This is a genomic window from Nitrincola iocasae, from assembly GCF_008727795.1.
Lineage (GTDB): Bacteria > Pseudomonadota > Gammaproteobacteria > Pseudomonadales > Balneatricaceae > Nitrincola > Nitrincola iocasae.
The window spans coordinates 2033743-2049436 of sequence record NZ_CP044222.1 but is presented as its reverse complement, the minus strand read 5'-3'; the positions used below and the strand labels follow the sequence as shown (position 1 = coordinate 2049436).

13 protein-coding genes are annotated in these 15694 nt (G+C 49.1%); 8 read left to right on the top strand and 5 right to left on the bottom strand.

The features are described from left to right. The first annotated feature begins 121 nt into the window (after positions 1–121). Genes F5I99_RS09570 through F5I99_RS09555 form a run of 4 tightly spaced genes read left to right on the top strand, consistent with a single transcriptional unit; the run spans position 122 to position 6724 of the window. Positions 122–1882: an autotransporter assembly complex protein TamA gene (locus tag F5I99_RS09570; RefSeq protein WP_151055461.1), complete on the top strand. Its 1761-nt coding sequence runs from the start codon at positions 122–124 to the stop codon at positions 1880–1882. Further along, positions 1879–5472, top strand: a complete 3594-nt coding sequence (locus F5I99_RS09565) for a translocation/assembly module TamB domain-containing protein (protein ID WP_151055459.1) — start codon at positions 1879–1881, stop codon at positions 5470–5472. Before F5I99_RS09570 ends, F5I99_RS09565 begins: the two co-directional genes overlap by 4 nt. Next, a complete protein-coding gene (locus F5I99_RS09560; protein WP_151055457.1) occupies positions 5411–5794 on the top strand; it encodes a hypothetical protein in 384 nt (127 codons plus the stop codon). Before F5I99_RS09565 ends, F5I99_RS09560 begins: the two co-directional genes overlap by 62 nt. Positions 5795–5812: 18 nt before the next feature. Next, complete coding sequence (locus F5I99_RS09555) at positions 5813–6724, top strand: serine hydrolase (protein WP_151055455.1); 912 nt, start codon at positions 5813–5815, stop codon at positions 6722–6724. A 14-nt stretch (positions 6725–6738) separates the two neighbouring features. Here F5I99_RS09555 and F5I99_RS09550 read toward each other — a convergent pair whose 3' ends face one another. Next, on the bottom strand, positions 6739–7380 hold the full coding sequence (locus tag F5I99_RS09550; RefSeq protein ID WP_151055453.1) for a response regulator: 642 nt from the start codon (positions 7378–7380) through the stop codon (positions 6739–6741). Positions 7381–7476: 96 nt separating this feature from the next. After that, the gene (locus F5I99_RS09545) at positions 7477–9018 is read right to left on the bottom strand and encodes a L,D-transpeptidase family protein (RefSeq protein WP_151055451.1); all 1542 of its coding nucleotides are present in this window, start codon (positions 9016–9018) and stop codon (positions 7477–7479) included. A gap of 121 nt (positions 9019–9139) precedes the next feature. Here F5I99_RS09545 and F5I99_RS09540 point away from each other — a divergent pair, with 121 nt between their 5' ends. The 3 genes from F5I99_RS09540 (at position 9140) to F5I99_RS09530 (ending at position 10941) form a co-directional block, all read left to right on the top strand. After that, positions 9140–9865, top strand: a complete 726-nt coding sequence (locus F5I99_RS09540; RefSeq protein WP_151055449.1) for a murein L,D-transpeptidase catalytic domain family protein — start codon at positions 9140–9142, stop codon at positions 9863–9865. Between the two features lie 142 nt (positions 9866–10007). Next, positions 10008–10205, top strand: coding sequence for a hypothetical protein (locus F5I99_RS09535; protein WP_151055447.1), 198 nt, complete (start codon positions 10008–10010; stop codon positions 10203–10205). Then, on the top strand, positions 10192–10941 hold the full coding sequence (locus tag F5I99_RS09530; RefSeq protein WP_151055445.1) for a M48 family metallopeptidase: 750 nt from the start codon (positions 10192–10194) through the stop codon (positions 10939–10941). The genes F5I99_RS09535 and F5I99_RS09530 overlap by 14 nt, the downstream gene beginning before the upstream one ends. A gap of 36 nt (positions 10942–10977) precedes the next feature. Here the strand turns inward: F5I99_RS09530 and F5I99_RS09525 are convergent, their stop codons facing one another. The 3 genes from F5I99_RS09525 to F5I99_RS09515 all read right to left on the bottom strand — a co-directional run bounded on the left by F5I99_RS09525 (position 10978) and on the right by F5I99_RS09515 (position 15056). Continuing rightward, positions 10978–12564 carry an ABC-F family ATPase gene (locus tag F5I99_RS09525; protein WP_151055443.1) on the bottom strand — a complete coding sequence of 529 codons (1587 nt, stop codon included), beginning with the start codon at positions 12562–12564 and terminating at the stop codon, positions 10978–10980. Positions 12565–12675: 111 nt separating this feature from the next. Then, on the bottom strand, positions 12676–14019 hold the full coding sequence (locus F5I99_RS09520) for a DEAD/DEAH box helicase (protein ID WP_151055441.1): 1344 nt from the start codon (positions 14017–14019) through the stop codon (positions 12676–12678). A gap of 101 nt (positions 14020–14120) precedes the next feature. After that, on the bottom strand, positions 14121–15056 hold the full coding sequence (locus F5I99_RS09515; protein WP_151055439.1) for a GGDEF domain-containing protein: 936 nt from the start codon (positions 15054–15056) through the stop codon (positions 14121–14123). Positions 15057–15365: 309 nt separating this feature from the next. On the opposite strand from F5I99_RS09515, the gene F5I99_RS09510 reads away from it, so the two are divergent. Beyond that, complete coding sequence (locus F5I99_RS09510) at positions 15366–15674, top strand: ArsR/SmtB family transcription factor (protein ID WP_151055437.1); 309 nt, start codon at positions 15366–15368, stop codon at positions 15672–15674. The last annotated feature ends 20 nt before the right edge of the window (positions 15675–15694 follow it).

The window sequence follows — 15694 nt, the reverse complement described above, 5'->3', positions numbered from 1 at the left end:
GATCAAGGCAGCTTCGGCTGCCTTTCTTTTTCTGTTTTTATCTGTCCTTCTCTGGATCGATCAGGGTCTTTTATGCCATTCTTACACTTGGTTACTTAGATAGTAGCCGTTCAATGTAGGTATGGAGATTTTCACCATTCAATCGAATAGATTTTCACGCCGCGTTCGCGGATTGCTTTACGCTGGCTTACTGCTGGGCATGACGCAGGCTTGGAGTGCTGAGTTGTCCTTGCAAATTGAGGGTGTTTCTGATGAGCTTGCCAGCAATGTCAAAGCCTATCTGAGTATCGGATCCCTCGAAAGTCAGTTGATTACCAACGAAAGTCGTTTGCGTTATCTGCACCGTCAAGCTGAAGAAGAAGTACGTCAATCGCTTCAGCCCTTTGGCTATTACAACCCGACAGTGATTTCTGCATTGGAACAACTGCCCAGTGGTGATTGGCTGGCCAGTTATCAAGTCGATGCCGGTGTGCGTACACAGCTGGAACGTGTTGATATTCAGATCACCGGGGAGGGAGCTACCGACCCGTCTTTTCTAGCTTTGGTGGAAAATACACCGCTGCAAACAGGCGCACCTTTGCGGCATCCGGACTACGAAGATTTGAAAGGTCGTCTGCAATCTGTTGCATCTGAACGGGGCTACTATCGCGCTGTATTTGAGCGCTCACGTATTGTCGTTGACAGACTAACCAATAGCGCTGTAGTCGAAATCACTTATGCCACCGGTCCGCGTACTCGAATCAGCGAAATACGCTTTTCGGACTCACCAGTTTCAGAAGATCTGCTAAGACGTTATCTTCGCTTCACAGAAGGCGATCCGGTGAATGTGGCGCGTCTTATTGATTTGCAGGGGGCGCTGATAGACAGTAATTATTTTGCCGAAGTGCAAGTCTTGCCCCTCCTTGATGAGCTTGAAGCCGGCCAAATTCCTATTCAGGTTTCACTGACACCGCGACCGAGAAATCTTTATGAAGCCGGTATAGGTTTTGGTACCGATACAGGAGCCCGATTACAGCTCGGCATAGAGCGACGCTATGTGAATAGTCGTGGTCATAAAATGGATGCGCGTATACGCTTATCCCAGGTTCGTAATGACCTGACCGGGAGTTATATGATCCCTGGTGAAGATCCGCGCTATGATCAGTATGGTCTGCGCAGTCGATATACCGATGAAAATTCTGACACCATAGAGTCCAGAACCTACGCCGTCGGCGGCATCTGGCAGAAACAGGTTGGTGACTGGGAGCGGGTGTTGTCTCTGGATCTTGAGCAAGAGCAATATACCTTTGATCAGGAAACTCTTGATCAGTTATTGCTGATTCCTCGGGCACAGTTCAATAAAACGGTTGCTGATGATCGCTTTAACACGCGCAAAGGGTACAACATAGATTTTGGTGTTGCTGCAGCTTCTGAGGCTCTGCTCTCTGATGTCAGCCTGCTGCAACTGACACTGAGTGGTAAGCGTGTTGATCCGATGGGAGAGAAGTGGCGTTTATTATCTCGGTTCGATTTGGGTGCACTGACCAGTAGTAGTTTTGAGCGGGTGCCGGCCAGCCTGCGTTTTTATGCTGGTGGTGATAACAGTGTACGAGGCTATGATTATCAAGAGCTGGGGCCCGTCAGTGACCAGGGTAGTGTGGTCGGGGGGCAATATCTTATGGTGGGGAGTCTTGAAACAGACTACATGTTTCGTCCTGACTGGCGTTTGGCGGTGTTTGCGGATGCCGGTAACGCCTTTAATGACTTTAACGACTCGATCAAAACCAGCGTAGGTGTCGGTGTACGTTGGCAGTCACCCGTTGGCCCCATCCGTCTTGATCTGGCCAAGCCCATTAGTGACAGCGGCTTTAGGATTCACTTTACCTTAGGACCTGATTTGTGAGATTGAAACGACTGCTGTTGATTCCTCTGCTGGTTGTGGTATTCATTGTTTATCTGCTGCTTGCGATATTGTATGTGCCAGGAGTAGCAGGCCTGGGTTTAAAGGTGGGTAAGGGGTTTCTACCTGAGTCACTTGAAATCGGCTCCGTGTCCGGTGCTCTGACAAACCTGCGGGTTGCGAAGGTGGTTTATGATCAGGATGGTACTCGCCTATCACTTGAACAACTGGCCCTGGACTGGAAGCCTGCTTGTTTGTTACGCATGAAAGTCTGTATTGAAAAGGTACATCTTGATCAGTTGACAGTGCAGTTGCCAGCGTCTCCGGAGCAGGTTGAAGAAACCTCTACCGGCATGCCTGAATTGCCAGAGATCACCTTGCCTCTGGGATTAGAGCTGCAAGCACTGTTGCTGACTGATCTCGAGCTGCATCAGGGTGAGCAGCAGTTCAATCTGGAAAAAATCTCTGCGTCTGCATTCACTCGTGGTCAGACGCTGGTGCTGCAAGACTTGCAAGTGTCACATGGAAATACCCGACTTGAAATGCAGGCCGAACTCCAGCCAATCGCTGATTATGACCTGATGTCTGACATTAGCTGGCACGTTGAACTTGCTGATATTGAATCGATTATCAATCAAAAATTAGATCATCCGCTGACTGAACCCGTAACGGGAAAATTGCAGTTATCGGGAAGCCTTCAAGCATTGCAACTGCTACTGGATACCCGGACAGCGACGGATATGACCGGCGCACTAGCCGTTGAGTTACGCGCTGAAGTGCAGCCGTTCAGAGAAAAGCTGAATCTGGAGCAACTGACGCTCATCTTGCCAGACAGTGAATCCTCGGTGCAGTTGAGTGGACAGGTTGCGCACTGGGCTGATCCGGAATTGGAGCTGAACTTAGGCTGGAGTAATCTACACTACCCGATTTTGCCACAGGAACAACCTGCCCAATTTGCCTCGCTCCAGGGTGAGGTGGCACTTTCTGGTCGTTTGTCAGATTACGTCTTACGGCTGGACACTCTTTTACAGGGTGCTGATCTTCCAGATGTGGATCTGGCCATGAGTGCTACAGGTAATCTTGAGTCAATGCGGGATATTAACGTGCTGGCAAGTCTGCTGGGTGGCGAAGTTAATGTTACGGGGCAGGTTGGCTGGTCTGAGCAACCTGAATGGCAAACCCGAATTGAGGTAGGTAATTTTGATCCTGGATTCTTTAATCCGGAGCTCAGTGGCTTAATCAATCTTGAGTTGCAAAGTCAGGGGAAGGTCACCGAGTCAGGTCCTGAATTTAGTGCTGAGCTGCTGAGTCTTAATGGTGAGTTACGTGATCAGTCCCTAAGCGGCCAGGGTCGGGTGGACTATACGTCGGAGCAGATGCTGGTTGATGAGCTGCAGGTCTCATTAGGTGGTGCACAGGTGTTGGCAAACGGCACGCTAATTAACCAGCAACTCGCTATGCGTGTACAGCTTTCTGCTCCCGATCTCAGTCTGTTGCTGGCCGAAGCGGCGGGCGAATTTCACTTGTCAGGAGAGGTTAATGGACCTTTAAGCCAGCCAGCTATCCGTGCCGATCTTGAGGGTTCTGATCTGCGTTTTCAACAGCATCGAGTGCTGAGCCTTGAGGGGCAGGTGCGTACTGATTTAAGTGGTGCCGAGACGTCCGAGCTGGATTTGAAACTGAATGATCTGCTGCTGGCAGGCCAGTCACTCGATAGTGTGGTGATCAGCGGTAGTGGCCGCCCTGAATCGCATAACGTTCGACTCGATGTAGTAGGTGATCTGCTGGACCTGTCCCTTGCCGTGCGCGGTGCATGGGCGGAGCAGCGTTATCAGGGACGCTTGTCAGAACTCAATATATATCGTGAAGAAGCCGGACGCTGGACGCAGGCTGATACATCTGAAATCAGCTTTCAAGCGCCTGCATTTGGACTGACACAAACCTGTCTTTTACAAGAGGGCCGATCTGCCGAGCTCTGTTTCGGCGTGAATCGTAATACATCCGACAGATTAAGTGCTGAGTTCAGCCTGGCCCAGCTGTCCCTTGATTTGCTTGATCCTTTTCTACAGGGTAACCAGATTGAATCTGAGTTGAACCTGAACGGGAGTTTTTCACAGCAAGGTAGCCAAAACCCAGAAGCTGAGGTGTTTCTGACAACCTCAGCAGGGCGCCTACTAACCCCGGATGATCAGCCGGATTTTGACCTGGACCCGATCGAATTACGGGTGAATTTGACTAATGATCAATTGCGTGCCGATCTGAATGCCAACTTTACTGAAATGGACGGGCGGGTGCTGGCTAATCTGAATATTCAGCAATTATCCTCACGGCAAATACTGGACGGAGAGTTAGATATTTCTCTCAATGATCTGACTCTGGTGAGTGTGTTTGCACCAAATGTGCAGAATGTCGCCGGAAATCTTCAAGGGCGTTTATTTATCAGTGGTAGTCTGCCTGATCCCGCCGTACGCGGCTCGCTGCAATTGAATGATGGATCGGTTGATCTACCCGCACAGGGCATTATCCTGGATCCGCTGCAATTTGAATTATTGGCTGAAGGTGAACAGGCCGAGATACTGACGCTTGAAGGGTTAATTGGATCGGGCGAGGGCGAGATACAACTGCAAGGGCAGTTTAACCTGGTCAGTATGCAGGGAGAGTTGAGCTTGAAAGGAAAAGACTTTCAGGCAATGAATACAGAAATCGAGTTGCTGATTTCACCGGATCTGGCAATTCGTGTCGATGAGGCTATTCACGTAGGCGGCAGTTTAAGCGTACCCTATGCGCTGATTCGTCCACCAAGACAGCAGGCGCAAAGTGCTGTCAGTGCATCCGATGATGTGGTGTTCGCCGATCAGTTGGATGAGCCGCTGACGGAGCAAAATTTGCCGCTATTAACTGATATTGAACTTATTCTGGGCGACTCTGTGCGTGTAGAGGCCTTTGGTTTTAACGGCCGTCTACTGGGGCGTTTACGCATACAAGATGATGCTGTTTCGGCAACGCGGGCTTCAGGCTCGATTCAGGTGGAAAGTGGTGACTACCGACTATTTGGTCAGGATATGACCATCCAGCGTGGTAGTCTGATTTTCAGCGGAGGGCCGATAGACAATCCGGGGCTGGATCTTCGAGTCGCCCGCATTGTTGACACGGTTGAGGCGGGTGCGCGCATAGGTGGAACGATTCGTGTCCCTGAGTTCACACTTTTTTCAACACCCGCAATGCCCGATAGCAGTATCATGTCCTATCTGGTGTTGGGGCGAGGTCCGGGTGATTCGTCCGCTTCTGAGCAGTCCATGATGTTGCAGGCAGCGATGTCATTATCTATGCGAGGTGGCAATACTATCACAGGACAACTTCGTGATGAATTGAGTCTGGATGAGTTAGGTTTTGCCAGTGATGACACCGGTGACTCAGCTTTCTTCATCGGCAAGTATTTAACACCGAGACTTTATATTCGTTATGGTGTCAGTTTGCTTGAATCAGTTGACGTATTAACGTTAAGCTATCGTCTTTCCTCCATGTGGAAAGTTGAAACGCAAAGCAGCAGTATGGGCAGCGGTGCGGATTTTTTCTATACACGGGAAAAATAGTCTTTTCAGCGTACAGGTTTATTGTAAGCCTGGCTGTATTTCTTTGTTTATAGAGGTAAAACTACAGATGACAGATCCCGTTTCAGATTATCTGGGACAGCTGAGCTACGACCAGTTATGTCAGGTCGAGAAAAGGATTGAAAGCATCGCTAAACAAAAACAGTCAAAATACCTGGCCGCTGTAAAGCAGCCGCAACCTGATGTAAACGGCAGTTTTAAGATGCCGCTATCTCCGGGGTATAACAGCACTGAACAACTTGCCGAATCTTTAGGATTAGATATCAGCGGATTATTAAAAGAGGCCAAAGCCTGGTCTCGTTAAAATGCATATAGAGCTTTTATGAGACATATTCACGTTATAACAGCGCGCCGCTTTTATATAGGGGCGCTTCTGTTAGCTGTTTTCGGATTTAGCCCGGTTGCTTTTGCTGATATAAAGCGCACTGTGGAATTACCCTTGGCATCTGTCTATGCTGCTATAGCTCCTCTGGGCTCAGATGAGCCTATCTACAGTCAGCATGCTGATCAAATCGTACCTATCGCCTCGCTGACAAAGTTAATGACAGCCTTGGTTATTCTAGAGTCAGGTCTGCCGCTCGATGAAGGTCTGGAGGTCAGTCGAATCAGTAATACCTTCGGTAAAAATGCTCACTCAAGGCTGAGACCTGGCACGCAGGTCAGTCGTCGGGATTTGTTACAGATGTCATTAATGTCATCTGAAAATATGGCGACTTACACCTTGGCCGCTAATTATCCCGGGGGGGTGGCGGCTTTCGTTAGTGCCATGAATGCTACGGCTGTGTTGTTGGGCATGAGAAATACCCGCTTTACCGATCCCACCGGTTTGTCGCCAGATAATCAGTCAACCGCACGGGATCTGTTGATTCTCAGTGCAGCAGTATATCAATACCCGTTGATTCGGCAGCTGTCTACGCAGGGCAAGATCGATATGCATTTTCGTTCACCTCGTTATTCACTGGCATACACCAACACTAATCCTCTAACACGCAACGCTGAGTGGAAGGTTATGCTGAGTAAGACGGGGTATCTGTCCGAATCCGGGCGCTGCCTGATTATGGTGGCGGATATAGACGGTGAGTTGGTAACTATGGTGCTGTTAGACTCTCAGGGGCTCAGAACCCCTATAGGCGATGTTGGTCGCATTAATCGCTGGTTAAGAAATCAGTCACCGGGAGAGGTGCCAGCTTCGGCTCTAGCCTATGCACAAAGCCGTTTGGCCACCATGCAATAAAAATCACTATTGATTTATTTTTGCAACAAAATATTTTCGACCTGCTCACGAATGCGCAGGAAGGGAATAGGTTTCTGAATTAAGGTGCAGCTTTCAGGCAAAGAGATTCGCTGAGCGATTTCATCATTTTCCAGGCCTGAAATCACCATCAGACACATCTGATCCAGAAGCTTCTGCTGCTGCAAAGCCTCAATGACGGCAAAACCGTCAATGTTAGGCATCTGCAGATCAAGAATCAGCAGATCAGGATTAAAACGACCCACCTCGATCAGTCCCTGATAGCCATCATTGGCCAGAATGACCTCAACAGGCAACCCCCAGCTTGCCAGAGTCAGCTCATAGAGGCGCAGCAGGGTTTTGTCATCATCAACGACCAGCACCCTGGCCGGTTCTACGTTAATGTTTCCGGGAGACTTTGAGTTGGTTTGTGACGTGGTTTGTGTGCGGTATCCATTCAGACCTTCATTAGGCTGATGATGCTGGCCGCTCAGTATATCTGAAGAAAGCTGCTCTACAGCTTGCAGTGAGAAGCGACGATGGCCGCCAGGTGTTTTCCAGCTATCCAGTATGCCAGCATCAGCCCATAACTGTATGGTTCTCGGAGTAACCCCAAGCAGTTCGGCTGCTTTGCGACTGGTACAGACATCTTCCTTCACAGCTCACCAACTCCGCGCAAAAGGCGAATAATAACCGATTCTAACGCTCAGTTAAATGCTTGTTATGCATGAGTTCAGTATCAACCCCACTCAATTTCAGCGATTTAACTCCTGTAATAACTCAGAATCCAGCCTGTATATATCAGTATGATAATTCACATGTCCTTGTATATCAGCTTCAGCTGTCCAATAGCCCAGAATTATCGCGACAGGTGTATTGCTGTTAATGTTTCGGGTTTGTCCGGAATTTATCAAGCGATCAAACTGATTTGCGGCTTCAGTATCGGTCGATTGTAACAGCACGGCCACCAAGTTTGTGGCGTTTTCCACTCTGACACATCCCGAACTGAAATAGCGTTGATTTCGATCAAAAAGATGTTTATTGGGCGTGTCGTGCAGGTAAATAGATTCACGATTGGGGAAGCGGATGACCACCTTTCCAAGCGCATTATAAGGACCAGCTGATTGACGTAACAGAATTTGGCCAGGGTTGTTCCAGTCAATACTCTCCGGGTCAAGCTGATTACCCTGATGATCGATCACACTCAGTTGGCTGGATTCAAAATAGTTTGGATCATTACGTATCGCTGGCAATTTGTCTTTGCGAAAAATGGTGGGCGGAACTGTCCAGGTTGGATTAAAGGTGAAATGGGTTATTTCACTGAGCATCAGTGGAGTGGGTCGATCAGGGCGTCCAACCTGAGTACGTTTATCCAGAATCAATTGTCCGTCTTCATAAAAGCGCAAGGTAGCGCCGGCTATATCAACAATTACTTGCGTATCCTGTTGCGCTCTTTCAAGTCGACGCCAACGCTCCAGGTTGACTCGCAGTTGATCCAATCGCTGTTGTGGCGTGCGATTTAAATAGCGCAGTGTTTGCGGTCCGGCAATACCATCTGCCTGCAAGCCCTCGGCTTGCTGAAAGGCTCTGACTGCTTCTTCAACCTCCGTGTCGTAGAGAGCGGGTTCCAGTTCTGGCAAGGTAAGAGATAAATGTTCACGCAACAACAGCACACGCTCATCGACCATGCCTGGGCGTAGGGATGGGTAATCCGGATAAACAGGGGGTAGGGGTGGCTGTTCATCCACTTGACTACGCAGTTGCTGGTAAGCTTTGCGCAAATTAAGGTAAGCGGGCGTATCAGGACGAGCTTGCTCAAACGCTTGATCAATATCACTCAGCCCCTCAATGGCTAAGTTAATGAGGAAAGCTGATGTGTCATCCGTTTGTTGGCGGTAATTTAAATAGTCTTCAATACCACTTCCATGCGTACGCCCCAACTGCAGATCCATCAATGCATTCACATAGGCGGCAGATATTACGGTTTCATCTGGGATGGCCGGATAAACTCCTTCAGTATCAATGTGATGCAATAATTGCTGCGCTACCAGTGGGATATCATAATCAACGGGTCTCAGACCATCATTTTCGAGAGCCTGTAAATTATCATAAAGTTGTTGTAAGCGCTCCGGGTCTTGCCATAGTGGAATGCCAGCAGTGAGTCGCTGAAATTCAGACAGCAGGGTGTGTCGTTTCAGCGAAGTTGCAGCCAGGGCATCAACGGCCAAAAATACGTGCAGGCTGAAAAAAATTGCCAAATATACTGATGTTTTTTTATACAGATGTTTTCCTGCCATGATATGCCTGCTAAACTCTGCCTATTTGATTTTTCAACATTTATTTGAGTATAGACATATCGCCGCTCAGTAACAGAGATTTCGTGCGTCATGTCCAGGAGTTTTCTATGAGGAACAGTCTATGAAGCGTTCTCCCGCCAGTTTTATCGGCTTGCTTACAGCCGCATTACTAACATTCACATCACCACTTCACGCCCAACTGCTTCCTGCAAACTTATCTGACAAGCTAATAGCCCAGGCTCCTGACCTAAATCCCCAGGTATTGAACAAAGCTCTGGCAGCAATGCAGTGTGCCACCAGCAATGGCCTGGAGGGTGCTGAACGTTTGGCTGTAATTGACTTTTCTCTGCCTTCTTCAGAAAAGCGTTTGTGGATCTTTGATCTTAATGAGCAGCGCTTGTTACTGGAAGATCTGGTGGCTCATGGTAATCGTTCCGGTGACAACTTTGCGACTGATTTTTCAAATATTGTCGGTAGTCACCAGTCCAGCCTGGGATTGTTCCGTACACAAGAGAGTTATGTGGGTCGTCACGGCTATTCGCTGCGTATGGATGGGTTAGAGCCCGGTGTAAACGACAAGGCGCGTGAACGGGCTATTGTCATTCATGGGGCTGACTATGTAGATCCAAGCTGGGTTGATCGCCAGGGGCGCATTGGCCGCAGCCAGGGTTGTCCGGCGGTACGTGAAGGTGTGGTGGAGCTGGTGGTAGATAACCTCAAGGGTGGGCAGCTATTATTTACCTACTATCCAGATCAGGACTGGTTACAGTCATCGGCGTTTCTGAACTGCGAACCTCAGCGGGTTGCGTCTTATATAGCGCCTTTTAGTAACCATAGTGGTAGTTAATTAAAGTCTTTTTTCGCAAGGCCGACTACCTTAATAACAACCGTTAATCATGCTATGATCCTGATTAACGGCATGACTAAAAGCTCTGACCAATTTTCTCAAATGGCTTTTGGTTGATTACGTCAGATTCACAGGAGGCCATGTGAATATAGCAGCAACCGCTACGGCATTGAGTGCGTTAAGTGTTCACACAGAGCATGCCGTAAAAATGAATAAAATTGTGACTGATCAGATAGAAGCGCAGGGTGAGATGATCCTTAGTCTGATTCCCGGCAATCCGTCAGGTGTTAAAGCTGATCCCACCAGTGCGGTAGGGCAGATTATCGATGTTCAGGTCTGATACCTGGAATTACCTGTTTGGTTCTAAAGAAAAGCATCTGTCAGATACAGGTGCTTTTTCAATTGAAAACCTGCTGGTTGAACGTAAAGCAATCAAGCACCTTTACCTGCGAATCGAGCAACCAAGCGGGCGCGTCAGAGTATCGGCGCCCAAGCGTATGAGTGATGCCGATATAGCTCGCTTTCTGCAGAGCAAGCGGCAATGGATTGCCCGTAAACGCTCCCAGCTGCAACAAAAATCCCAGCTAGTTAATCCTGACATCAGCGCAACTGAAGTGTTGCTCTGGGGGCAGCACTATCCGCTGGTGTTGCAGCCATACAGTGGCCGGGCAAAGGTATTGTTTGATCAGGAGAAAATTGTTGTACTTGGCGGAGCCAGCAGCCGTCCTGAGCAACTGCAGACGCTGTTAGATAACTGGTTACGCCAACAGCTACAGCAGCGCCTGCAAGAACGGGTGCCTTACTGGGAGGCGGTGAGTGGTACACGTGCCAATGAAGTGCGTATTAAGCGCATGAAGACTCGCTGGGGCACTTGTAATATTCGAGCGGCGCGCATTTGGGTCAATGCCGAGCTGGTAAAATTACCACCCGCCTGCCTGGACTATATTATTCTGCATGAGTTGGTGCATTTGCTGGAACGTCTGCATAACCGGCGCTTTCATGCACTGGTGGAGCAGTTTATGCCAGATTGGCGCAGTACCGACACCCTGTTAAATCGCTATCTGTTACCGCGTTAACCGGATATCAGTACTTTAATTTTTTAAATGGCTGCCTTAAACAACACCCTGGCTGCGCAGATAGTCGTCATAGCTGCCGCTGAAGTCAGTTATGCCTGTGGCACTTAACTCAACGATACGAGTGGCCAGCGACGATACAAACTCCCGGTCATGGCTGACAAAGATCAGCGTGCCTGGATAGTTTTCCAACGCCAGGTTAAGCGCCTCAATAGACTCCATATCCAGGTGGTTGGTAGGTTCATCCATTAGCATCACATTGGGCTTAAGCAGCGCTAGTTTGCCGAACAGCATACGCCCTTGCTCACCACCGGAAATAACCTTGACCGATTTAGTAATCTCATCGCCTGAAAACAGCATGCGCCCAAGTGCACTGCGAATAACCTGCTCGCCGCCCTGAGTCCACTGAGACATCCACTCCATCAGCGTGGCCGGATTGGCAAAATCATCGGTATGATCCTGAGCAAAGTAGCCGACTTCGGCACTGTCAGTCCATTTCACTTCACCGGAATCGGGGTGAATATTGCCTGACATGCACTGCAGCAGGGTGGTTTTACCTATACCATTGGGACCGATAATAGCGACACGCTCACCGGCTTCAATTTGAAGATTAAGCTTCTTAAACAGCGGGATACCATCGAAACCTTTAGTCAGTTCTTTTAAGGTAACAGCCTGGCGGTGCAGTTTTTTCTGTTGCTCAAAACGAATAAAGGGGCTTACGCGACTCGACGGTTTCACTTCAGCTAACTGAATTTTATCTATCTGTTTTGCCCGTGAGGTAGCCTGTTTGGCTTTAGATGCGTTAGCCGAAAAACGGCTGACGAAGGTTTGCAGTTCAGCGATCTGGGCTTTTTTCTTGGCGTTGTCAGACAGTAGTCGTTCCCGTGCCTGGGTGGCGGCGGTCATGTATTCATCATAATTGCCAGGGAATAGACGCAGCTCGCCATAGTCCAGATCAGCCATGTGGGTACAGACCTGATTGAGGAAATGGCGGTCATGGGAGATGATGATCATGGTGCTGTTACGTGACACCAGAATATTTTCCAACCAGCGAATGGTATTAATATCCAAGTGGTTAGTCGGTTCATCTAAAAGTAATACATCCGGATCAGAAAACAGTGCCTGAGCCAGCAGTACGCGAAGCTTCCAGCCGGGTGCCAGAGCGCTCATCGGACCAAAATGCTGTTCAATCGGAATATCCAGGCCTAGTAACAACTCGCCTGCACGCGCTTCTGCGGTGTAACCATCCAGTTCAGCAAATTGCACTTCCAGATCAGCAACCGCCATGCCATCAGCTTCAGACATGTCGGCCAGGCCGTAAATACGATCGCGCTCAGCCTTGATCTGCCAGAGTTCGGTATGCCCCATGATGACCGTATCAATGACACTGCAATCTTCATAGGCGAACTGGTCCTGACGCAGCTTACCCAGGCGAACATGGGCATCCAGCATTACCTGGCCGCCACTGGGTTCCAGATCACCGCCAAGAATCTTCATAAAGGTGGATTTTCCGCAGCCGTTGGCACCAATCAGACCATAGCGATTGCCCTGAGCAAATTTTACGGAGACGTTTTCAAATAACGGTTTGGCACCAAACTGCATGGTGATATTAGCGGTGGAGATCAAAGGCAGGCCTATCAGACTGAGTGCGAATATGTCGCAGGAACGAAAAGGCGTCTAGTATACAGGCCTGCAAAACCAGCGCACAGTAGTCAGCCAGTTATTTTTTAACCTCGCTTAACGCCCAAACAAAGATCCGCGTCCGGCCTTATCCTTGGCCGAGGGTTCTGCCTTGCTGGAAGATGGGGTAGGGCGTACTGATTTTCCGGCAGGCTGTTTGCTGGGCGAGCTCTTCATTGCTTTTTTTGAGGGTGTTGAGCGCTTATTGCCTGACTTGCCCGGCTTGTGGGTCTGAGCAGTGGCTTTTCGTCCCTGTTGCAGCTTGCCTTGCGATATCATCGGCACAGCTTCCACTAAAATCGGCTTGCCGATCAGACTGGAAATAGCATCCAGATAACGACGCTCATCGGGTGCTACCAGAGAAATGGCAAGGCCGGACTTGCCGGCACGTCCGGTACGCCCAATACGGTGCACATAAGCTTCTGGCTGGTTAGGCAGGTCATAATTAACCACCTGAGGCAGTGAGGCGATATCCAGACCGCGTGCGGCTACATCTGTGGCCACCAGGACGCGCACCTCATTCTGGGTAAATGCAGTCAGGGCGGCATTACGCTCTCGCTGCAGTTTTTCACCGTGAATGGCTACAGCTGATATCTGCTCCTGGTTCAGATAGGCTGCCACCAGGTCGGCGCGTTTGCGGGTGCGGGTAAATACTAGTGTCTGTGACCAGTTGCAGCCAGCAATCAGGTAGCTGAGTACATCGGATTTATCCTGATTATCCACTGCAAAAGCGCGTTGCTGTACAGATTTTGCGGCACTGTTACGCTCAGTCGTGCTGATATGCACTGGTGCTTGCAGTAGTGCTTCACTCAGTGCATCCACGGAGGCATCCAGAGTAGCGGAAAACAGCAGAGTCTGACGCTGCTTGGGCATAAAAGACATGAGTTGGCGGATGGCATCAATAAAGCCCAGATCGAGCATCCGGTCGGCTTCATCCAGCACCAGTATCTCTAGCTGTGCCAGTGATAACTTGCCCTGCTTAAGCATATCCAGTAGTCGACCTGGTGTGGCCACCAGTATGTCGGCACCGCATTTCATTTTGCGCAGTTGATTGTCAAAGCGGACGCCGCCATAAATCGAGATCACCCGCATGCCCAGATGCTGACCATAGGCCAGGGTTTTATCGCCCACCTGGATAGCCAGCTCTCGCGTCGGCGTTAGCACCAGTCCGCGGATGGCATGATAGCCCTCGGTAATCACCGGTTGTTTCAGGCGCTCAATCATGGGTAGGGCGAACGCAGCGGTTTTACCTGTGCCGGTTTGTGCCTCGGCGACCAGGTCCTGCCCGGACAAAATCAGCGGGATAGCCTGCGTCTGAATCGGGGTGGCTGAGGTGTAGCCCATCTGCGTCAGTGTGAATTGCAGTTCAGGGCAAAGGTTAAGCTTTGAAAATTGTGACATGCGATGCTCTAAAACGAAGTTGTTCGTACGTTAGAATACAGTATTCATTGCCAAAAGGTTATGGGTTCGCAGTCCTTTCTGATTGACAATAAGAGGTGCCGTTATCTGACAATACAGTTGCGACCCTGTTGCTTGGATTGATAAAGGCGTCGGTCAACGGCTTCAATAAAAGCACTGGCCTGGTCGTTACGTGCAGGCGTATGGGTGCCAACGCCGATGCTGATCGTCAAAACCGAGCTAACATCTGAAGCAGGGTGGGGGATTTGTTGCTTGAATACTAATTTTCGGCAGCGTTCTGCAACCTTAACGGCTGCATCAATATCTGTCTGGGGTAGTATCAGTACGAATTCCTCACCACCAAAACGAGCAAAGAAATCACCCGAACGCAGCGCTGCTGAGTTCAGCGTTTGAGCAACTATCTTAAGACAGGAATCACCTTTAATATGGCCGTGTATATCATTGTATTGTTTAAAAAAATCTATATCTATCATGATCAATGATAGCGGCTGTTGGTGGCGCTGTGCATGAATCCATTCAGCCTCTAGTCGCTCATCAAACATGCGTCGATTGGCAACACCGGTGAGCGCATCTTTGAACGACAGTTCCTGTAGTTCATGCTGTAACCGCAGCAACTCTTCTTCGTTCTTTTTGCGTTCAGTAATGTCGAACATAAAGCCTATCAGTGATTCCACCTGTCCTTCACTATCACGCACCACATGGACTACATCGCGAATCCAGATGTACTCACCTTCGGGGGTGAGTGCGCGATAATCAGCTTCATGATCAGCACCAGCTTGGGATTGTGCTACACAAAAATTTACCACACGCTCCCGGTCGTCAGAATGCATGCGTTCTGCCCAATCATTAATACCCATCCAGCTCTCGCGCTTCCAGCCCAGCAGCTCTTCAATTTGCGGGCCAATGTAGGCAAAGGTCAATGTTTCCCAGTCAATCTTCCAGGGAATGGCTTTGGTGGATTCCAGCAAGGTTTTGTAAAGGCTGTCATCCTGAGCTAAGTCGTCTGATTGCTTTGGCATTTTTTGGGTCCGTGGGCTTATGCAGAATTAATCATAGACCTGGAAGGGTGGGGCGTAAACCCTTTAATAATCATGACATTCAGCCATTGTCATGTGTCTTGTCAGTCGCTGGTGTCAATGTGTATTTAGTACACAATACGTATTGTGTACTAAATAATCAGATTGCTTGGCTTGGTGTATGTCGCTCAGGTTCAATTAAACTCATGCAAAGCACTCATCAGGATTAAATTATCCTGCTTAGTTACTTGTATATCGCTTAAATACGATATATATTTCGTTATATCGCGATGTATAGAAATGAGAGTGATCATGTCCGAGCAAGTTGATATAGATGCCATCATCAAAGCCCTTAGCCACCCGCAGCGGCGGCAAATACTGGCTTGGTTAAAGGAACCTGAGCGCTGGTTCTCCGATCAGCCCTCATCTCTGGATAGCGGTGTTTGTGCTGGAATGATTGACCGCAAGACCGGTTCTTCCCAGTCAACAACCTCAGCGCATTTGGCCAATCTACAACGCGCTAATTTAGTAACCACCCAGCGCATCGGACAGTGGATTTACTACCGACGTAACGAAGCCGTTATCGATGCATTTGTGCACTACATCAGTCGTTCTCTGTAACGTTTAACCAGCAAGAGGTT